Consider the following 19,798-nt stretch of genomic DNA (forward strand, 5'->3'; position numbering starts at 1 on the left):
ACGATGAAGATCGCCAGCCCCGGCATCGCCGCGACCCACCAGTGGTCGAGGATATAGGTCCGCCCGTCCGAGATCATCGCCCCCCATTCCGGCAGCGGCGGCTGCGCGCCCAAGCCGAGGAAGCCCAAGCCCGCGGCGGAAAGGATGATCCCTGCCATGTCCAGCGCCACCCGCACGATCAGCGAACTGACGCACATCGGCCAGATGTGCCCGATCAGCAGCCGCCCCGGTCCCGCGCCCTGCAGCCGCGCCGCGGCGATATAGTCGGCATTGCGCACGGCCAGCGTCTCGGCCCGCGCAAGCCGCGCGTAAGGAGGCCAGCCGGTGATCGCCAGCGCCAGCACCGCGTTGACGATGCCCGGCCCCAGCGCCGCGACCAGCGCCAGCGCGAGGATCAGCTTGGGAAAGGCCAGGAAGATGTCGGTGATCCGCATCAGCACCTGATCGACCCAGCCCCCGGCAAAGCCTGCGACCGTCCCGATCAGCAGCCCGAGGATGGGCGAGATCAGCGCCACCGTCCCCACGATGAACAGCGTGACCCGGCTGCCCCAGATGATCCGGGAAAGGATGTCTCGCCCCAGCGCATCCGTGCCCAGCCAGTGCACGGCCGAGGGCGGCTGAAGCCGGTCGGCGAGGTTCTGCGCCACCGGATCGTAGGGCGAGAGCCACGGCGCGAAGATCGCCATCAGCACCAGCGCGATCAGGATGACCAGCCCCAGCATCGCCAGCCGGTTGGCGCGGAAGGTCAGCCATCCCTGGTAGAACGCCCCCAGACGCGCCTGCCGGCGTGTCGAAGGCGCGTCGGACAGCAGCCAGTCGCGGGTGGAAAGATCGCTCATGCCGCCCTCGGATCAAGGAAGCGATACAAGAGGTCGGACAGAACGTTCAGCCCGATGAAGCAGACGCCGACGACGATGGTGCCGCCAAGGACCGCGTTCATGTCGCCCGCCAGCAGGGCCTTGGTGATGTAGCTGCCGATGCCGGGCCAGCTGAAGATGATCTCGGTCAGCACCGACCCTTCCAGCAGCGACCCGAATGAGAGCGCGATCACTGTCACCAACGGCACGGCGATGTTGCGGAAGGCGTGGCCCCAGATGACCCGGCGTTCCGACAGGCCCTTGACCCGCGCGGTGGTGATGTATTCGGCCGACAACTGTTCCAGCATGAAGCTGCGCGTCATCCGACTGATATAGGCGAGGCTGAAATAGCCAAGCAGGCTGGCCGGAAGGATGATGTGGCTGAAGGCGTCGCGGAAGGCGCCCCAGTCGCCCGCAAGCGCCGCGTCGACCAGCAGGAGCCGCGTCACCTCGGGGACCATGCCGTCATAGATGATGCCCTGCCGCCCCGGCCCCCCGACCCAGCCGAGGATGCCGTAGAAGACCAGCAAGCCCATCAGCCCCAGCCAGAAGATCGGCATCGAATAGCCAACCAGCGCCAGCACGCGGGCGATCTGGTCCACCCAGCCGCCGCGCCGCGCCGCCGCCACGACGCCCAGCGGCACGCCGACCAGCACGCCGATCAACGTGCCCAGCGCGGCGAGTTCCAGCGTGGCGGGGAACACTCGCCGCAGGTCCTGCGCCACCGGATGCCCGGTCGAGATCGAGCGGCCGAAGTCGCCTCGCAGCACGTCGCCGATATAGGTCACGAACTGCACGACCAGCGGCTGGTCCAGCCCCATGGCCTGCCGCGCGGCCTCGTATTGCTCGGGCGTGGCGCGCTCGCCCACGACCTTCAGGACCGGATCGATGGGCATGACCCGGCCGATGATGAAGGTCACAAGCAGCAGTCCCAACAGGGTCAGCGCAAGGGACAGAAGGATGCCGCCCAGGGTTCTCGCCCGCCGGCCGAAGGCCGCGAGCCTGCGCTGGCCGGGCGCCGGAGTTGCAGGGGGCAACGACTGCCCCCCGTTATGCGTGGCCTGGGTCAACGGCTCATTCGCCCTTGCTGACCTGGTGATACATGACCGAGGTCACGGCGCCCCCGGCCGACCAGTCCTTGACGCTGTCGCGCATCGCGGTCTGCTCGACGCGCTGGAACAGCGGCAGGATCGGCGCGGTCGCCCGGTATTCGGCCTGGATGTCCAGATACATCTGCCTGCGCTTCTCGCTGTCGCCTTCCAGCGTGGCGGCCTTGACCATCTCCTGCATGGCGGCGGGCACGGCATAGCTGTTGCGCCAGGCGAGCGTCGAGCCCTTGCCCTCGTTATCGGGGTTCCAGGCGAAGGTGCCGGCGTTGGTCTGCGGGTCGGAATAGTCGGGGCCCCATTCGCCGATGAAGATCGGCACCTCGCGGGCGCGATAGGCGTCCAGCACCTGCGCCCCGGTCATCTGCTCGATGTTCAGCGTCAGCCCGGCCTGCAACATGGACGCCTGGATGGTCTGCGCCACGTCCAGGTATTCGCGCAGGTCGCGGACCTTGGTCGTGATGGTGGCGCCGGTCAGCCCCGCGTCATCGACGATCTTCTTTGCGGCCGCGATGTCATAGGTCCACGTATTTTCGTCCGTGGCCCCAAGGTAGCCTTCCGGGATGAAGTTCTGGTGGATCTTCCACTGGCCCTTGAGGAAGCTGTTTCCCATCCCCTCGAAGTCGATCAGGTGGCGCATCGCCTGCTGCAGTTCGGGGCGGGCGACCACCGGGTCGCGCTGGCTCATCCCCATGTAGAGGATCCGGCCGCGGGGCTCGTCCCTGATGGCGATGCCGTCCTTGCCGGTCACGCCCTGCACGTCGCTGGGCGTCAGGTTGCGGGCCACGTCGATGTCGCCGGCCTCAAGCTGCAGGCGCTGCGCGCTGGATTCCTGCACGTTGCGGACGATCACCCGCTTCATCCTGGGCGCGCCGCCGAAGTAATCCTCGAAGGCCACAAGCTGCACGACCTCGTTCGGGCGCCATGCGGCCAGCGAATATGCGCCCGACCCGGCCGAGTTCGTGGACAGCCAGGTGTTGCCGAGATCGTCGCCCTCGACATGCTGCATGACCGTTTCCTTGTCGATCACGCCCGCGACGCTGGCGGTCAGGCAGTTCAGCACGAAGGACTGGGCATAAGGCTGGTCCATGGTGATGGAGACTGTGTTGCCCTCGGCCTTCACCATATCGTCCACGTTGTCGGCGGTCAGACCGAACTGGTTGAGGATGAAGGCCGGCGACTTGTCCAGCTTGACCGCGCGCTGCAGCGACCATGCGGCGTCCTCGGCCCGGACGGGGTTGCCCGACTGGAAGGTCACGCCTTCCCGCATCGTCAGGGTGATGGTCCTGCCGTCCTCGCTGACCTGCCAGCTTTCGGCAAGGCTGGGCTGGAAGCCCGCCTCAAGGTTCAGCGGGTCGAAGTCCACCAGCCGGCTGTAAAGGTTCTGGGTGACGTCATTGCCCGAGAACTCGAAGCTCTGCGCGGGGTCGAGGCTGATGATGTCGTCGATGGTCGCGGCGACCACCAGCATGTCAGCCGGCGTCTCGGCCCAGACCGCAAGCGGGGCGACGGCGAGGGCGGATGCAAGCAGGATCGCGCGGGGGGAAAGGCGGGTCATTCAAGTCTCCCTGTTTGTCCCCGTCGTTCAGCGGGGTTGGCCGCTTTTTTTCTGCGCTGTTCCTTGGCGCGGGGCAAGAAGATGCTGGAAGCCCCGGCGATCTGCCCGTGCCATCCGGCAGAGTAACGGAATCGCGGGCTTACGGATTCCAGAAAGCCGCGCGGCGGATTGCCCCCCCGCGCGGCTTGCGCCGACCGCAATGCGCCGGCCTTTTCGGGACCGGCCGGGTCCTACAGCATCGACGGCAGCACCAGGTCCGGCGGCCGGTGGCCGTCGGCGAAGGTCTTGATGTTGATGATGACCTTCTCGCCCATCTCGTTGCGCCCCTCGACCGTGGCGGAACCCATGTGCGGCAGCATCACCACGTTGGGCGCCTCGCGCAGACGCGGGTTGATCTCGTGCCCGTGTTCGAAGACGTCGAGGCCCGCGCCCGCAAGCTCTCCGGCGCGCAACATCCGGGTCAGAGCGTTCTCGTCGATGACCTCGCCGCGCGAGGTGTTCACGATCACCGCCGAGGGCTTCATCAGCTTCAGCCGCCGCGCGTTCAGCAGGTGGAAGGTCGAGGGCGTGTGCGGCGCGTTGATCGACAGGATGTCCACGCGCGCCAGCAACTGGTCGAGGCTTTCCCAGAAGGTCGCGCCCAGTTCCGCCTCGACCTCGGGACGCAGGCGGCGGCGGTTGTGGTAATGGACCTGCATGCCGAAGACATTGGCCCGCCGCGCCACCGCCTGCCCGATCCGGCCCATCCCCAGGATGCCCAGCCGCTTGCCGCCGATGCGGCCGCCCAGGTGCGAGGTGGGCGCCCAGCCTTCCCAGCGGCCGGCCTGCATCTCGGCCAGCCCTTCGGGGATGCGGCGGGTCACGGCCAGCATCAGGGCGATGGCCATGTCGGCGGTATCCTCGGTCGCGACGCCGGGGGTGTTCGAGACCTGGATGCCGCGCTGACGGGCGCTTTCCACGTCGATGTGATCGACGCCCGCGCCGTAGTTGGCGATCAGCTTCAGCCGCTCGCCCGCCTGCCCCAGAAGCCGGGCATCGATCTGGTCGGTGACGGTGGGGACCAGCACGTCGCTGTCCTTCATCGCCTGCACCAGCTCGTCGCGGGTCATGCGGACATCGACCTCGCGCAGCGAGACGTCGAACAGTTCGGACAGCCGCGATTCGACGGGCTGCGGCAAACGGCGGGTCACTGTGACCTTCAGCCGATCACGCGGGGGTGCGGTGCCAGCCATATGACCTCTCTTCCAATGCCGCGTTACGTTTGGCAAACTTACCGAGAGGCGGGGCAGGCACAAGGCCCCAAGGCCCATGGCGGCCGACAGGCAGAAACGCCGCCACACGCGCGGCCGGCAAGGACGACGACATGAGGAAGCGATCCGTGGCCCGAACGGTGGCGGAGGCGTGCGCGGCCACCTTGCGCCGCCGCCTGTTCCTGGTTGCGGTCATGACACTGACGGCGCTGGCGCCTGCCCATGCGCAGACGGCCGACGGCTCGGCCGGGGCCGAGCCGCCCGCGCTGCAGATCGATCCGGGCGAGGTTTCGGCGGACTCGCTGATCAGCCGGCACCAGGACCAGCCGCGCGACCCGAACCGGGGCCCGGTCACGAATCTGCCCGTGCCCCGCTATGTCAGCCTCAAGGGGGGCGAGGGGAACGCCCGCCGCGGGCCGTCGCTGTCCCACCGCATCGACTGGGTGTTCCGCCATCCGGGGATGCCCCTGCGGGTGGTGGCCGAGTTCGGCCACTGGCGCCGGGTCGAGGACCAGGACGGCGCCGGGGGCTGGGTGCATTACTCGCTGCTGTCGGGAGTCAGGACGGCCATCGTCACCACCGACATGGCCGAGCTGCGCAGCCGCGCGGATACGAATGCCACCGTGCTGGCCCGCGCCGAGGCGGGCGCCATCGTGCGGCTGCACGAATGCAATCCCGACTGGTGCCGCGTCTCGGGCGGGGGCGAGAAGGGCTGGGTGCCCAAACCCGCGCTGTGGGGCGTGGACCCCGACGAGATCCGCGAGTGACGGCGGCAGGCAGGCGCCCCGGTTCCGCCGGGGCGCCTGCGATGGACCGTCAAGTGCAGCGGTAATAGGTCAGCGTGGTCTCGCCTTCCGTCATCCGCATCACGCCGGGGCGCAGCGACAGTTCCAGCTGGCGGTTGGACGCCCCGGTGCAGCCCAGCGCGACCGAGGTCGAGGCCGCCTGCGCCTCGGACCGGGTGGCAATGCATTCGGCGGTGGGGAAGTTGAAACGGTAGCCCTCGATCGTCAGGCGGCCCTGGCTGGCAGGATCGCCGCATTGCGAGGCGACGAGGTTCCAGCTTCCATCCAGCGAGTTGGACCCTTGGGTCGCTGAACTGACGGTGTCGATGGCCGGGCCGACTGCGGGAGCATCGACGATCACGACCGGCTCGGCGCCGGGAACGGACACGGTGGTGGTGGTCGGGGCGGGCTGGCAGGCCGACAGCGACATGGCCGCGGCAAGCGCCAGGGCGGGCTTGAGGTAGGTCATTTTCCGGTTACTCCCACTTGATCAACGATCGGCGTCGGGCCGCGTCATCGCCCAACGTTTCGTGACCCGGTTTTTGTTCCGCATAGCAGGGTTAGAAGCGTCTTGTTCTCACGCTTGTTCCGCGTGCGGCCAGCTCTGGCGCATGAGCGGAGCCAAAGCAGGACCTCGGGACTGAACGCCCTCACAACCTATCACAAATTCGTGATTACGCTGCAGATGCTGCAATCGGGCCGTCGGTGAACGGCGATGGTCCGCGTCTCGCCCCACAACCCGTCGAATATCAGCATCCGGCCGCGCAGGCTGCTGCCTTGGCCGCTGTCGGCCATTCCGCTCAGGTGCTTGATCGCCTCAAGCACCATGAGGCTGCCGATCACCCCCGGCAGGGCGCCGACGACCCCGGCCTCGGCGCAGGACAGGGCCAAGCCAGGCGCGGGCGGCTCGGGGAACAGGCAGGACAGGCAGGGCGCGCCTCGGGCGGGGTCGTAGAGCGTGACCTGCCCTTCCCATTGGGCGATGGAGCCTGCGACCAGCGGCACCCCCGCCGCGACGCAGGCCGCGTTGATGGCCCGGCGCGAGGCGAAGCTGTCAGTGCCGTCCAGCACCAGGTCATGGGCCGCGACCAGATCGGCATCCTCTGCCGTCACCCGGCGGACCAGCGGCGTGACGCCGACATGGGGGTTCAGCCGCGCCAGCGCCTCGGCCGCCGCCTCGACCTTAGGGCGGCCAACATCGGCACTCGCGAAGATCACCTGCCGCTGCAGGTTCGACAGCCCCACGCTGTCGTCGTCCGCGACCGTGATCCGCCCCACCCCCGCCGCGGCGAGATACATCAGCACCGGCGAGCCGAGCGCGCCCGCCCCTGCCACCAGCACGCGCGAGGCCCGCAGCCGCCGCTGTCCCACCCCGCCAAGCTCGCGCAGGACGATATGGCGGGCATAGCGGTCGAGTTCGGCATCGCTGAGGGGCTGGGTCGGGTCGGCAGGGGCCGCCGGGGCCACAGCGTCGGGCCGGGGCGCTGCCGCGCTCGGGCCTGCCGGCCCCTTCTCGCCTGAAAACAGCCCACTGGGCTGTTTCCCAGGCGGCTCGGCCGGCGCCTGTCCCCGGCGACCGGGCAGCGCGATCCCCGCGCCCCGACCGGCCCTGCCGCGCGCCCTGGCGCTGAGCCGGCCGATCAGCGCCGCATAGCCCGCGCCCAGCGCGGCAAGCCCCGTGGCAGGAACCCACAGGTCCGAGGGCAGGAGCGCCTGCCCCGCCGCATGGCGTTGCCAGAGGCCGGCGACCCCGGCCAGCCAGACTGCGGCCAGCACGGCGGCCAGCACCCCGGCCCCGAAGCGCCAAGCGATGGCGAAGCCGGCAAGGATCAGCAGCAGCGTCCACATCGTTTCAGATCCCCGTCGAGCCGAAGCCGCCAGCGCGGTCGCTTCCCTGCGAGAACTCGGGCACCTCGACCAGCCTCGGGCGGACGACCGGAACGAACAGCATCTGCGCGATGCGCTCGCCCGGCTGGATGAGGATCGGCTCGCTGCCCGCAGGATTGCGGTTCCAGGCGCTGATGAAGACCTGCTCGGTGTAATCCGCGTCGATCAGCCCCACGGCATTGCCCATCACCAGCCCCTTGCGGTGCCCCAGCCCCGACCGCGGCAGGATCAGCGCCGCCAGGTGCGGATCGGCCATGTGCAGCGCGATCCCCGAGGGCACCAGTTCCGCCGGGGCCTGCGGATGCAGTATCAGCGGCGCGTCAAGGCAGGCGTGCAGGTCCAGCGCCGCCGCCATCGGCGTCTGGTAACTCGGCAGCCCCCAGTCGCGCAGGCGCGGATCCAGCAGCTTCAGTTCGACGGCGGGGGACAGGGGGTGCATGGGCATACTCGGCTCGTTCGGCGCCAAGGCTTACGCCATCGCCCGCGCAAGGTCACGGCCCGGGCGCGCGGGCTTCACGGGCTCGCGCCTTGCCCCTTGCCGGGCGGGGCCGTAGAAACCCGCCACCCCCGTGCAAGCCGCAAGAGGCCCCGATGTCCGCTGCCCGTCCCGTCGTCCTCTGCATCCTCGATGGCTGGGGGATCGCGGATCGCCCCGAGTTCAGCGCCCCCGATCAGGCGGCGACGCCGAACATGGACCGGCTGCGGCGGGAATGTCCGAACTCGACGCTGATCACCTATGGCCCGGACGTGGGGCTGCCGCGCGGGCAGATGGGGAACTCGGAGGTCGGGCACACCAATATCGGCGCGGGGCGCGTGGTGGCGATGGACCTGGGCCAGATCGACCTTGCCATCGAGGACGGCAGCTTCTTCGAGAACCCGGGCATCCGCGGCTTCGTGGACCGGATGAAGGCCGCGGGCGGGACCGCGCATCTGATGGGCGTCGTCTCGGACGGCGGCGTGCATGGCCATATCGCCCATGTGGTCGCGGCCTGCCGGGCGGTCGCGGACCAGGGCGTGCCGGTCGTGCTGCACGCGATCACCGACGGGCGCGACGTGCCGCCGCAATCGGCGCTGGGCTTCATCACCGAGCTTGCGGGCAACCTGCCCGACCATGTCACCATCGGCACCGTCACCGGACGCTACTACGCCATGGACCGCGACAACCGCTGGGACCGGGTGGCCCGCGCCTATGACGCCATCGTGCGCGGACAGGGGCTGCATGCCGCCGACGCACCCACCGCCGTGTCTGACGCCTATGCCCGCGGCGAGACCGACGAGTTCGTCGTGCCCACCGTCCTGCCCGGCTATGCGGGGGCAAGGGACGGCGACGGCTTCTTCTGCCTCAACTTCCGCGCCGACCGTGCGCGCGAGATCATGGCCGCCATCGGCCAGCCCGATTTCGCCGAGTTCGACGTGACCGGCCGCCCGCTGTGGACCGGTGTGCTGGGGATGGTGGACTACTCGGTACGCCACGACGCCTACATGAGCGCCGCATACCCGAAGCGGCAGGTGGCCAACACGCTGGGCGCATGGGTCGCGGCCCACGGATTGCGCCAGTTCCGGCTGGCCGAGACCGAGAAATACCCCCATGTCACCTTCTTCCTGAACGGCGGAAAGGAAGCGCCCGAACCGGGCGAGGACCGCCACATGCCTGCCAGCCCGAAGGTCGCGACCTATGACCTCGCGCCGGAAATGGCGGCGGCAGAGGTGTCCGAGCGGCTGGTGCAGGCGATCAGCGAGGGTTACGACCTGATCGTGGTCAACTTCGCCAACCCCGACATGGTGGGCCATACCGGCAGCCTGCCCGCCGCGATCCGCGCCTGCGAGGCGGTGGACCGGGGCCTCGGCGCGATGATCGAGGCGCTGGACCGCGCGGGCGGGGCGGCGGTCATCATCGCCGATCACGGCAACTGCGAGATGATGGTGGACCCTGTGACGGGCGGGCCGCATACGGCGCATACGACGAACCCGGTGCCGGTGATCGTCTACCGCGGGCCGCAGGGGGCTTTGCTGCGGTCGGGCGGGCGGCTTGCCGATGTCGCGCCGACGGTGCTGGACCTGATGGGCTTGGGCAAGCCGGCCGAGATGACCGGGCAGAGCCTGATCCTGCGTCCATGACCCGCGCCCCTGCCCTTCTGCGGACAACGGCGCTGGTGCTGGCCGGGCTGCTGGCGGCCGGCGCGGGACTGGCGCAGACGGTCGCGTCCGAAGGCGGCCGCGGCGCCGTCACCACCGCGGCGGGCGACCCCGCCACCATCGGTGCCGACGAAACCCCGGCCGAGGCCACCGCGCGCGAGGCCGCCGCCGCCGCCGGGTCCCTGCGCGATGCGATTGCCCGCCTGGATGAGGCGCTGACCGCCGACGACCAGGTGATGGCGCTGTCCGAGGTGATCCGCGCCTATGAGCAGGGCCAGGCCGCTCTTCGCGATAGCCTGCGCCGCGCCGCTCTGCGCGAGGCCGAGGTGCGGGCCGAGTTCGAGGCCCAGCGCGACCAGTTGTCCCGCGTCCTCGGCGTGATGACCGCCATGCAGCAATCGCCCGAGACGCTGATGCTGCTGCACCCGGCAGGCGCGGCCAGCACCGCGCAATCTGGCATGATCCTGTCCGCCGTCGCCCCTGCCCTGCAGGCCGAGGCCGAGCGCCTCAAGGCGGGCCTGGACGAGATCGCCACCGTGCGCCGGATCGAGCAGGCGGCCGCCGACACGCTGGCGCAGGGCGTCGGCCATGTGCAGGAGGCGCGGCGGCTGCTGGCCTCGGCCGTCACCGACCGGTCCTCGATGCCGACGCGCTTCGGCGAGGACCCGGCGGAACTGACGGCGCTGCTGGCCTCGGCCGACACGCTGGATGGATTCGCGGACGGGATCGTGGCGATGGAAAAGGACATCGGCGCGCCGATGGCCGATTTCGAGGCCGCGCAGGGCAGCCTGCCCCTGCCTGCCGTGGGCGCGATCCTGCGCGGCCACGACGAGCCCGACGCCGATGGCATCCGCCGCCCCGGCCTGACCATTGGCACCGCCCCCGCTGCGCTGGTCGCCTCGCCCTGGCCCGCGACCATCCGCTACCGCGGCCCGTTGCTGAATTACGGCAACGTGATGATCGTGGAACCCGCCCGCGGCTACCTTCTGGTCGTGGCGGGCCTATCTGAAGTCTTCGGAGAAACCGGAGACGTCCTGCTGGCAGGCGAGCCGATGGGGCTGATGGGCGGTCAGGAAGGCCCCGCGGCCGAATTCGGCGCCGCCTTCGTGGAAGCTGCGGCAGTCGGCAACACCCCGCCCGCGATGCAGCCGCTGTATGTGGAACTGCGCCGGGGCAAGGAAACGCTGGACCCGACCGAGTGGTTCGTGATGAATCCGGTGATGACACCCGCGACCGGCAGCGATGCCGCCCGCGACAACGGCGACACGGCGGGCGGTGATGCCCCCCAGCAGGTCAGGACGACGGAATGAAGAACTATCTGATGGCGGGCATCGGCGGCACGCTGGCGGGCATCCTCGTGACCACGCAACTGGCCGGCCCGCTGATCGCCCAGGAAACCGAGCGCAACACCTCGGTTTATGAACAACTGGACCTGTTCGGCAATGTCTTCGAGCGGGTGCGGCAGGATTACGTCCAGGACGTCGATTCGAAGAAGCTGATCGAGGCCGCGATCAACGGGATGCTGACCTCGCTGGACCCGCATTCGTCCTTCCTGTCCGCGAACGATTACGAGGACATGCAGACCCAGACCCGCGGCAGCTTCGGGGGTCTGGGGATCGAGGTCGGGCAGGAGGACGGGCTGGTCAAGGTGATCTCGCCCATGGACGACACGCCCGCCGCCAATGCGGGGATCAAGCCCGGCGACTTCATCACCCATGTGAACGGCGAATCGCTGATGGGCCTGACGCTGGACGAATCGGTCGAGAAGATGCGCGGTCCCATCGGGTCGGAAGTCACCGTCACCATCCTGCGCGAAGGCGAGACCGAGCCTTTCGACGTGACCATGACGCGTGAAACGATCCGCCTGACCGTCGTGCGCACCCGCAACGAGGGCGACGCCGTGGTGCTGCGGGTCGCCACCTTCAACGACGAGACCTATGACACGCTGCAGACCGAACTGGCGAAAGCCGTCGAGGAAGCCGGCGGCATCGACGAGGTCACGGGCTTCGTCCTGGACCTGAGGAACAACCCCGGGGGTCTGCTGGAACAGGCGGTCATGGTCAGCGACGCCTTCCTCGACAAGGGCGAGATCGTGTCCACCCGCGGCCGCAAGCCCGAGGAAAGCGGCCGCTGGAACGCGGAAACGGGCGACCTGGCGCAGGGCAAGCCGATGGTGGTGCTGATCAACGGGGGTTCCGCCTCGGCCTCGGAAATCGTGACCGGCGCACTGCAGGACCACCGCCGCGCCATCGTCGTGGGCACCAAGAGCTTCGGCAAGGGCTCGGTCCAGACGGTGATGCCGGTGACCTCGGACAGCGCGATCCGGTTGACGACGGCGCTGTATTACACGCCTTCGGGCCGCTCGATCCAGGCGCTGGGGATCAACCCCGACATCATCGTGGAACAGCCCCCCGCCCGCCCGGCAGAGGACGAGGAGGACGCCCCGCGCAGTGCCTCGAACTTCGGGACTTCGGAACGCGACCTGCGGGGCGCGCTGAACAACGATTCGATCAGCGACGAGGAACGCCGCCAGATCGAGGAAGAGGCGGCTCAGGTCGAGGCCACCGCCAAGCTGCGCGACGAAGATTACCAGCTTGCCTATGCGGTCGACATCCTCAAGGGGCTGTCGGCGGTCGACTTCTCGGCCCGGCAGGTGGCGGACGCGGCCAAGCCCGCCGTGACCGGCGAGGACGCCACCAGTGAGGACGCACGCGAGGGCGAGACGAACGCCGCCCCCACCGGCGCCTCGCCGGCAGCCCGCGCCCCGGTCGGCCGCCCCGCCGACCGCCCCAGCCAGGACTGATCGCGCCCATGGACGAGACAACCCAAGCAATCGGCGCCGAAACCGGCGCAAACGGCCTGCCCTATCGTCCCTGCGCGGGGGTGGTGCTCGTGAACGACCGCGGCCTCGTCTTCGCGGGCCAGCGCATCGACAATCCGGGCGATGCCTGGCAGATGCCGCAGGGTGGGATCGACCCCGGCGAGTCCCCGCGCGAGGCGGCGCTGCGCGAGTTGGGCGAGGAAACCGGCCTTTCCCCCGACAAGGTCGAGATTGAGGCCGAAACCGAGGGCTGGATCCGCTATGACCTTCCGCCCGAGCTTCTGGGCCGGATGTGGCAGGGGCGGTATTGCGGGCAGCGGCAGAAATGGGTGCTGATGCGCTTTCGCGGCCAGGACGGCGACGTGAACCTTGAAACCGAGCATGCCGAGTTCAGCCGCTGGGCCTGGATGACCCCCGAGGAACTGATCCGCCGCATCGTCCCCTTCAAGCGCGAGGTCTATGCCCGGGTCTTCGCCCAGTTCGCTGACCGGCTGACGCCCCGCTGACGCGCCTTGCCTGCGGGCGCGGCCTTCGCCATGAAGGCCGATGCCGCCGGCCCCTTGCCGCCGCGGCGCCTGCACGGAGCGGCCATGGAAGAAGCCATCGTTCCCTTTGATCTGTCGCGGATGTTCCTCGGCGATCATCCGCCGCTGTTCTATCTGGAAATCCTGTTCAGGACCGTCGTGATCTACGGCTACACGCTGGCGCTGATCCGCTGGATCGGCGCGCGCAGCGTGGCGCAGCTGTCCATGATGGACATGCTGCTGGTGATCGCGCTCGGGTCCGCCGTGGGCGACGCCACCTTCTACCCCGATGTCCCGCTGCTTCAGGCGATGCTGGCGATCACCGTCATCGTGCTGCTCAACAAGGGTCTGGATGCGCTGGCCGCGCGGTCCAAGCGCGCCAACCAGATCATCGACGGGCGCCCCATCACGGTGGTGCGCGACGGCTGCATCAGCGTTCCCGGCCGCAAGGCCAGCGACATGTCGATGGAGGAGGTCCGAAGCATGCTGCGCCGCAAGGGCGTGGCCAACCTCGGCCAGGTCGAGATGGCCTTCGTCGAGGAAGGCGGCGGCATGTCGGTTTTCGGCCGCCGCAAGCCCCTGCCCGGCCTGTCGCTGCTGCCGCCCGACGACGTGATGCCGCATTTCGCGCTGCGCGTTCCCGGCAAGATGGTCGAGGGCCATCTGTGCTGCGCCGAATGCGGCAACCTGCGGCAGGCGGCGGGGTCCGGGCGGGACCAGCCCTGCGACAACTGCGGCAACCCGCGCTGGACCGAGGCGCGCCTGCTGGATACCGGCGAGCTGCCGCAGCTTGACTGACGCTCAGCCGGTGAAATCGGCGGGAACGGCGCCGCTCGCGCGCAGCAGGTCGCCGGGCGCTGCGGCAAAGACATGGTGCGGCGTTCCGGCCGCCGCCCAGACCACGTCGAAATCGGACAGCCGCGGGTCCCAGTAGGCCGTGATCTGCTGCAGATGGCCGACCGGCGCGACGCCCCCGATGGCAAAGCCGGTCTCGGCCCGGATCAGGTCCGCATCCGCCTTGCCGAGCCTCTGTCCCGCCACGGCCGAGGCCTTGGCCGCATCCACCCGGTTGCCGCCCGCGGTGATGAACAGCACGATATGGCCGCTGTCCTCGCCCCGGAAGATGATCGACTTGGCGATCTGGTCCACCTCGCAGCCGACCGAGGCGGCGGCGTCCGCGGCCGTGCGGCAGGCGCCCGCCTCGATCACCCGGACCGGCAGCCCGGCGCTTTCCAGCGCGGCCTGAACCCTTGCCAAGCTGCGGCTCATCCCCCATCCCCCTGTCTTGTGGCGCGGCACCATCGCAGGGGACGAAGCATGGCACAACAGGTCTATACGCTGCTGGTGCAGGTGGGCCGCAAGCAGGGGGACGGGCTGCCAGAGGGCGCGAGCGGCGCAGCGCTGGTCTGCTACGCCTCGGGCGTGGACCAGGACGAGGCGGTTCGCGAAACAGTCGCCATCCTCAAGCAGGCCGACCTCGCGCCGCTTGAGGTGCAGGGCTATGGCACGCTTGACGAACGGCTGGCCGAGGGGCACGAGATCCCCGAGGAGGAACGCACCCTGATGGCCCGCGCGCTGGACGAGAACAGCGTGATCGTCGCCCAGTTCGAGCCGTTCTTCGACGAGCCGGGCACCCGCTGACCCTGCCTCCCTGCATCCTGAAGCTGTGCGCGGCACCCGCGGCGGGTTGCAAGCTTCCGGGGGCCGCGGCTAAGCTTTGTGGCAATAAAAACGATATCCCGACGAGGCAGTGACATGAAATTGACGACAAGGCTCGCCCTTGCCACGGCCATGGTGGCCGTGCTGGGGTCCTGCGGCACGACCATCGGCGTAGGCCCCGGCATCGGCCCAAGCGGCGGCGGCTCATCCGTGACCCCGACCCCGATCCCTGTCGCCGATCCCGCGACCGAGGCGAGCTTCCAGCAATGGGTGCGGAACTTCCGCCCCCGCGCCGTTTCGGCCGGCATCAGCCCCGCCACCTATGACCGGGCCATGTCGATCGCCCGCTACAACCCCGAGGTGATCCGCCTCGACCGCCGGCAGGCCGAGTTCTCGCGTCCCGTCTGGCTTTACCTCGACAGCGCGGTATCGCCGGAACGGATCACCACCGGCCGCCAGATGGCCGCGCAGCACGCCCGCACGCTGGCCGCGATCGAGGCCACCTATGGCGTCCCGCGCGAGATCGTGCTGGCCGTCTGGGGGATGGAATCGAACTTCGGCGCGAATCGGGGGCGGATGCAGATCATCCCGTCGCTGGCGACGCTGGCCTATGACGGGCGCCGCTCGCAGATGTTCCAGGAACAGCTGATCGCGGCGCTGCGGATCATCCAGGCGGGCGACACCGCGCCGGAACAGATGCTGGGGTCATGGGCGGGCGCGATGGGGCACACCCAGTTCATGCCGAACTCGTATCTCAGCTATGCGGTCGATTTCACCGGCGACGGCCGTCGCGACATCTGGTCGGACGACCCGACCGACTCGCTGGCCTCGACCGCGGCCTACCTGGCCCGCAACGGCTGGCAGCGTGGCCAGCCCTGGGTGGTCGAGGTCGTGGTACCCGAGGGCTTCACCGCCGTCGGCAAGGGCACGCGGACCAGCACCGGCCAGCTTGCGGCGATGGGCGTTCGGGCGGCGAGCGGCCGCGGTCTGCCCGCGGGCACCGGCTCGATCATCCGGCCCGCGGGGGCGCGGGGGCCTGCGTTCCTGATCCTCGACAACTTCCGCTCGATCCTGCGCTACAACAACTCGGACAGCTATGCGCTGGGCGTGAGCTACCTGGCCGAGGCGATCGCCGGCCGCCCCGGCATCCAGGGCGCGTGGCCCCGGTCCGACCGCCCGCTGACGCAAACCGAGCGCACCGAGATCCAGCGCCTGCTGACGACGCGCGGCTTCTACCGCGACGAGATCGACGGCAAGATCGGCACCGGCACGATGGAGGCGATCTCGGCCTTCCAGCGATCCATCGGCGCGCCTCCCGACGGCTACGCGACCTCGATCCTGCTGGGGCAGCTGCGGGGGCGCTGAGGCGTCAGCTTGCGAAAGGAAAGGCGCGGCGCCGGAAGGCGGCCGGGCCTTTTCCATGCAATCGACAGGAACGCCGCAGGAACGCGGCCTGCCAGAGCCGAAGACCAGACAGCCGCGATGATAGAGGGAAATGCCGATCCGTTCGGCGTCTCACCGTGGAGGCGGGTACCGGAATCGAACCGGTCTTCACGGATTTGCAATCCGCTGCGTAACCTCTCCGCCAACCCGCCTCGGTAAGGTGCAGGACAGATATGCGAAACTGCCCTGCCCTGCAAGCCGCTGCGTGGCCCCTGCCCGACGCGAATGCAAGTATCCCCGTAGGGCAGCGGTGGGCAGCGCGCTCCGCCCTTATTTCACCCGCGCGTTGCGGTTGCCGATCAGCTTCAGCCGCAGGGCGTTCAGCTTGATGAAGCCCGCCGCGTCCTTCTGGTCATAGGCGCCGGCGTCCTCCTCGAAGGTCACATGGGCCTCGGAATAAAGGCTCATCTCCGACCAGCGAGCGACGCAGGAGGCCAGCCCCTTGTAAAGCTTCAGCCGCACGGTGCCCGAGACATATTCCTGCGACTTGTCGATCAGCGCCTGCAGCATCTCGCGTTCCGGGCTGAACCAGAAGCCGTTGTAGATCAGTTCCGCATAGCGCGGCATCAGGCTGTCCTTGAGATGCCCGGACCCTGAATCGAGGGTGATCTGCTCGATCCCGCGATGCGCCTCCAGCAGGATCGTGCCGCCGGGCGTCTCGTAGATGCCGCGCGACTTCATGCCGACAAAGCGGTTTTCCACGAAATCGAGCCGCCCGATCCCGTGCTTGCGACCATAGTCGTTCAGCGCCGTCAGCAGCGTCGCGGGCGACATCGCCTCGCCGTTGATCGCAACGGCATCGCCCCGCTCGAAAGTGACCTCGATATATTCCGGCTGGTCCGGCGCATCCTCGGGGCTGACGGTGCGCTGGTAGACGTAGTCCGGCGCTTCCTCGGCCGGGTTCTCCAGCGCCTTCCCTTCGCTTGAAGTGTGCAGCAGGTTGGCATCGACCGAAAAGGGCGCCTCGCCGCGCTTGTCCTTGGCGATCGGGATCTGGTTCTTCTCGGCGAACTCGATCAGCTTCGTGCGGCTGGTCAGGTCCCAGATCCGCCAGGGCGCGATCACCTTGATCGCGGGGTCCAGCGCATAGGCCGACAGCTCGAACCGCACCTGGTCGTTGCCCTTGCCGGTCGCGCCATGGGCCACGGCATCCGCGCCATGTTCCTGCGCGATCTCGACCAGCCGCTTCGAGATCAGCGGGCGGGCGATCGAGGTGCCCAGCAGATACTGCCCCTCATAGACCGCGTTCGCACGGAACATCGGGAAGACATAGTCGCGCACGAATTCCTCGCGCACATCCTCGATATGGATGTTTTCCGGCCTGATGCCCAGCAACTCGGCCTTCGCCCGCGCGGGCTCAAGCTCCTCGCCCTGCCCGAGATCGGCGGTGAAGGTGATGACCTCGCAGCCGTATTCCGTCTGCAGCCACTTCAGGATGATCGAGGTGTCGAGCCCTCCGGAATAGGCGAGAACGACTTTCTTCGGCGTACTGGACATGGAGACTCCGCAGGGTGGTTCGACGGTCATCAGCGCAGGCGATAAGGGTTGCGGCGGCGAACAACAAGAGGAGGCAGGAAGAGCAGAGGCATGACGGAAGCAAGGGGAGGAGTGCAACAAGCGGGTGATCGGGCAAGGGAGTGGATCACGGCGCAAAGGGACCGTCTGAGGAACTGGATCGACGCCAACCGGGGGCCGACAATCGCCTGGATGGGGACATGCCTTCTGGCAGTGGTGATCCAGGGACGGGCCGGATTACCGGCCTGGGCGGGCTGGCCCTTGTCGGCGGTCATCTTCGCCGTGCCTGCCCTGATTGTCCTGCGCTGGGTGAGAACAATCCCCCGCTTCTGGCCCGATGCAGGGAACCGGGCCTGGCTGGGCCTGCTCATCCTCACGGCGATGGGCCAGGTCTGGACAGCGATGGCGGGCGCCGAAACCCTCAATCTGGCGTTTCACGAAGCGCCGGGACTGTTCCCGGTCGCTCTAACGGTCGCGGCGCTGCTGTCCCTTCCTGCGGCGGTGGCATTCGCAGGAGCCGTCGTCGTCATGATCCTTGTTTTCGCCTATCTCGTCGTTGATCTGCTGACCGGATTTCTGCAGAGGCACAGATGGAAAAAACTGCCGCAAAGGATGGGTTGGGCAGTCATGCTGTCGATTTTGCCGGGACTGCTCTTGGCACCGGCTTTTGTCTACGCATTCAAGGGTCCTGACCTGATCCGCCGGATAGCCTTGGCAGCGGACTTCCACCGCGGCTTCCACTGCAGCGCGACGGCTGGCCCGAAGCATTCAAGACGGACAGGATCCGCGTCGCGTTCCTCGGGGACGAGCAGGTGCTGGCCTATGACCCCACCGCGGATCGCCTGATCGTGCTGCCCTGCAAGCGTCCCGAGGGTGCATCCTGACTTGCCAGGCGGCAGGTTTCGCGCCATCTCGCTTTCATGAAGGATTTCACAAGAAACGTCGCCTCTGCCGAAGCGGCGCTGCGTGCGCTGTTCGACCCCACGCCGCTGCTGCGCAATGACCATCTGTCGGCCCGCTACGGCGCCGAGATCTGGCTCAAGCGCGAGGACCTGGCGCCGGTGCGCAGCTACAAGCTGCGCGGGGCCTTTAACGCGATGCGCCATGCCAAGGCCGGGCCGGGGGCGCATTTCGTCTGCGCCAGCGCCGGCAACCACGCGCAGGGCGTGGCCTTCGCCTGCCGCCACTTCGGGGCCGAGGGCACGATCTTCATGCCGGTGACGACGCCGAAGCAGAAGATCGACAAGACCCGCACCTTCGGCAATGGCGCGGTCGAGATCGTCCTGACCGGGGACTATTTCGACCAGACCCTGCGGGCGGCGCAGGAATTCACCAGGGCGCAGGGCGCCACCTTCCTGTCCCCCTTCGACGACGCCCATGTGATCGAGGGACAGGCGACGGTCGGCACCGAGATCCTGGCGCAGATGGACGCGGCACCCGACCTCGTGGTCCTTCCCGTGGGCGGCGGCGGCCTTGCGGCCGGGGTCACCGGCGTCATGGCGGCCAGGGCGCCCCGGACCCGCTTTGCCTTTGTCGAACCGGGCGGCGGCGCCAGCCTGCGGGCGGCGCTGGAAGCGGGCCACCCCGTCGCCCTTTCCGCCATCGACAACTTCGTGGACGGGGCGGCCGTCGCGCGGATCGGCGAACTGCCCTTCCGGCACCTTTCGCACTTCTCGCCCTCGGACGTGGTGATCGCGCCAGAGGACCGCATCTGCGCCACCATGATCGAAATGCTGAACGTCGAGGGCATCGTCCTTGAACCCGCGGGCGCGCTGGCGGTGGACGCCCTGCGCGACCTCGGCGCCGGTGGCGCGCTGGAAGGCAAGAGCGTGGTCTGCGTCTGCTCGGGCGGCAACTTCGACTTCGAGCGGCTGCCCGAGGTGCGGGAACGTGCGCAGCGCTGGGCAGGGCTGAAGAAATACTTCATCCTGCGCCTACCCCAGCGACCCGGCGCCCTGCGCGAGTTCCTGAACCTGCTCGGCCCCGAAGACGACATCGCACGCTTTGAATACCTGAAGAAATCGGCGCGCAACTTCGGCTCGGTCCTGATCGGGATCGAGACGACCAGCCCCGCCAATCTGGACGCCCTGTCGCAAAGGCTGGCCGAGGCGGGCCTTAACTGGCGCGACATCACCGGGGACGCGGTGCTGTCCGAGTTCCTGATCTGACGCCAACCCGCCGGCACCCTTTCCGCCGGCCGGGACATCATCGCGGCTTTCGCGGTTGCCTCGCTTAACCGCACGTTCACCGGGGCGCT

At 68.7% G+C, this 19,798-nt stretch carries 19 protein-coding genes and 1 tRNA gene; 10 read left to right on the forward strand and 10 right to left on the reverse strand.

Features of this window, described 5'->3' with window-relative positions; translation table 11 throughout:
* The 4 genes from Q4F04_RS03925 to Q4F04_RS03940 form a co-directional block, all read right to left on the reverse strand.
* The coding region (locus tag Q4F04_RS03925; protein ID WP_303368525.1) for an ABC transporter permease at positions 1–839 on the reverse strand (839 nt) is incomplete at its 3' end.
* Positions 836–1,828, reverse strand: a complete 993-nt coding sequence (locus Q4F04_RS03930; RefSeq protein WP_303368559.1) for an ABC transporter permease — start codon at positions 1,826–1,828, stop codon at positions 836–838. The genes Q4F04_RS03930 and Q4F04_RS03925, both read right to left, overlap by 4 nt.
* 103 nt (positions 1,829–1,931) lie before the next feature.
* The gene (locus tag Q4F04_RS03935; RefSeq protein ID WP_303368526.1) at positions 1,932–3,521 is read right to left on the reverse strand and encodes an ABC transporter substrate-binding protein; all 1,590 of its coding nucleotides are present in this window, start codon (positions 3,519–3,521) and stop codon (positions 1,932–1,934) included.
* 230 nt (positions 3,522–3,751) lie between these two features.
* Positions 3,752–4,753, reverse strand: coding sequence for a D-glycerate dehydrogenase (locus tag Q4F04_RS03940; protein WP_303368527.1), 1,002 nt, complete (start codon positions 4,751–4,753; stop codon positions 3,752–3,754).
* 212 nt (positions 4,754–4,965) lie between these two features.
* On the opposite strand from Q4F04_RS03940, the gene Q4F04_RS03945 reads away from it, so the two are divergent.
* The gene (locus tag Q4F04_RS03945; RefSeq protein WP_303368560.1) at positions 4,966–5,538 is read left to right on the forward strand and encodes an SH3 domain-containing protein; all 573 of its coding nucleotides are present in this window, start codon (positions 4,966–4,968) and stop codon (positions 5,536–5,538) included.
* Positions 5,539–5,587: 49 nt separating this feature from the next.
* On the opposite strand, the gene Q4F04_RS03950 is transcribed toward Q4F04_RS03945, so the two are convergent.
* The 3 genes from Q4F04_RS03950 to dut all read right to left on the reverse strand — a co-directional run bounded on the left by Q4F04_RS03950 (position 5,588) and on the right by dut (position 7,888).
* Positions 5,588–6,025, reverse strand: a complete 438-nt coding sequence (locus Q4F04_RS03950) for a hypothetical protein (RefSeq protein WP_303368528.1) — start codon at positions 6,023–6,025, stop codon at positions 5,588–5,590.
* Between the two features lie 191 nt (positions 6,026–6,216).
* On the reverse strand, positions 6,217–7,404 hold the full coding sequence (locus Q4F04_RS03955) for a HesA/MoeB/ThiF family protein (RefSeq protein WP_303368529.1): 1,188 nt from the start codon (positions 7,402–7,404) through the stop codon (positions 6,217–6,219).
* Positions 7,405–7,408: 4 nt separating this feature from the next.
* The gene (gene dut / locus Q4F04_RS03960) at positions 7,409–7,888 is read right to left on the reverse strand and encodes a dUTP diphosphatase (protein WP_303368530.1); all 480 of its coding nucleotides are present in this window, start codon (positions 7,886–7,888) and stop codon (positions 7,409–7,411) included.
* 146 nt (positions 7,889–8,034) lie between these two features.
* Between dut and gpmI the strand changes: the two genes are divergently transcribed.
* The 5 genes from gpmI to Q4F04_RS03985 all read left to right on the forward strand — a co-directional run bounded on the left by gpmI (position 8,035) and on the right by Q4F04_RS03985 (position 13,722).
* Positions 8,035–9,561, forward strand: coding sequence for a 2,3-bisphosphoglycerate-independent phosphoglycerate mutase (gpmI, locus tag Q4F04_RS03965; protein WP_303368531.1), 1,527 nt, complete (start codon positions 8,035–8,037; stop codon positions 9,559–9,561).
* Entirely contained in the window at positions 9,558–10,889 is a 1,332-nt protein-coding gene (locus Q4F04_RS03970) for a murein hydrolase activator EnvC (RefSeq protein ID WP_303368532.1), read from the forward strand. The genes gpmI and Q4F04_RS03970 overlap by 4 nt, the downstream gene beginning before the upstream one ends.
* Complete coding sequence (locus Q4F04_RS03975) at positions 10,886–12,382, forward strand: S41 family peptidase (protein ID WP_303368533.1); 1,497 nt, start codon at positions 10,886–10,888, stop codon at positions 12,380–12,382. The genes Q4F04_RS03970 and Q4F04_RS03975 overlap by 4 nt, the downstream gene beginning before the upstream one ends.
* A gap of 8 nt (positions 12,383–12,390) precedes the next feature.
* On the forward strand, positions 12,391–12,906 hold the full coding sequence (locus tag Q4F04_RS03980) for an RNA pyrophosphohydrolase (RefSeq protein ID WP_303368534.1): 516 nt from the start codon (positions 12,391–12,393) through the stop codon (positions 12,904–12,906).
* Positions 12,907–12,990: 84 nt separating this feature from the next.
* On the forward strand, positions 12,991–13,722 hold the full coding sequence (locus Q4F04_RS03985) for a DUF421 domain-containing protein (RefSeq protein ID WP_303368535.1): 732 nt from the start codon (positions 12,991–12,993) through the stop codon (positions 13,720–13,722).
* A gap of 3 nt (positions 13,723–13,725) precedes the next feature.
* Here Q4F04_RS03985 and Q4F04_RS03990 read toward each other — a convergent pair whose 3' ends face one another.
* Positions 13,726–14,193, reverse strand: coding sequence for a YbaK/EbsC family protein (locus Q4F04_RS03990; RefSeq protein WP_303368536.1), 468 nt, complete (start codon positions 14,191–14,193; stop codon positions 13,726–13,728).
* Between the two features lie 48 nt (positions 14,194–14,241).
* On the opposite strand from Q4F04_RS03990, the gene Q4F04_RS03995 reads away from it, so the two are divergent.
* Both Q4F04_RS03995 and Q4F04_RS04000 read left to right on the forward strand, forming a co-directional pair.
* Positions 14,242–14,565 (forward strand): hypothetical protein, encoded by a 324-nt coding sequence (locus Q4F04_RS03995; RefSeq protein ID WP_303368537.1) that lies wholly within the window; start codon positions 14,242–14,244, stop codon positions 14,563–14,565.
* A gap of 114 nt (positions 14,566–14,679) precedes the next feature.
* Complete coding sequence (locus Q4F04_RS04000; protein ID WP_303368538.1) at positions 14,680–15,948, forward strand: lytic murein transglycosylase; 1,269 nt, start codon at positions 14,680–14,682, stop codon at positions 15,946–15,948.
* A 156-nt stretch (positions 15,949–16,104) separates the two neighbouring features.
* Here Q4F04_RS04000 and Q4F04_RS04005 read toward each other — a convergent pair.
* Together Q4F04_RS04005 and Q4F04_RS04010 are read right to left on the reverse strand one after the other, a co-directional pair.
* Positions 16,105–16,178 (reverse strand) — tRNA-Cys (locus tag Q4F04_RS04005).
* 118 nt (positions 16,179–16,296) lie between these two features.
* A complete protein-coding gene (locus tag Q4F04_RS04010; protein ID WP_303368539.1) occupies positions 16,297–17,523 on the reverse strand; it encodes an argininosuccinate synthase in 1,227 nt (408 codons plus the stop codon).
* Between the two features lie 90 nt (positions 17,524–17,613).
* Here Q4F04_RS04010 and Q4F04_RS04015 point away from each other — a divergent pair, with 90 nt between their 5' ends.
* Positions 17,614–18,387 (forward strand): hypothetical protein, encoded by a 774-nt coding sequence (locus Q4F04_RS04015; RefSeq protein WP_303368540.1) that lies wholly within the window; start codon positions 17,614–17,616, stop codon positions 18,385–18,387.
* 74 nt (positions 18,388–18,461) lie between these two features.
* Complete coding sequence (gene ilvA / locus Q4F04_RS04020) at positions 18,462–19,709, forward strand: threonine ammonia-lyase IlvA (RefSeq protein ID WP_303368541.1); 1,248 nt, start codon at positions 18,462–18,464, stop codon at positions 19,707–19,709.
* Positions 19,710–19,798 lie beyond the last annotated feature (89 nt).

Origin of the sequence: Paracoccus sp. (in: a-proteobacteria), from assembly GCF_030536915.1 — a bacterium.
Taxonomy (GTDB): domain Bacteria; phylum Pseudomonadota; class Alphaproteobacteria; order Rhodobacterales; family Rhodobacteraceae; genus Paracoccus.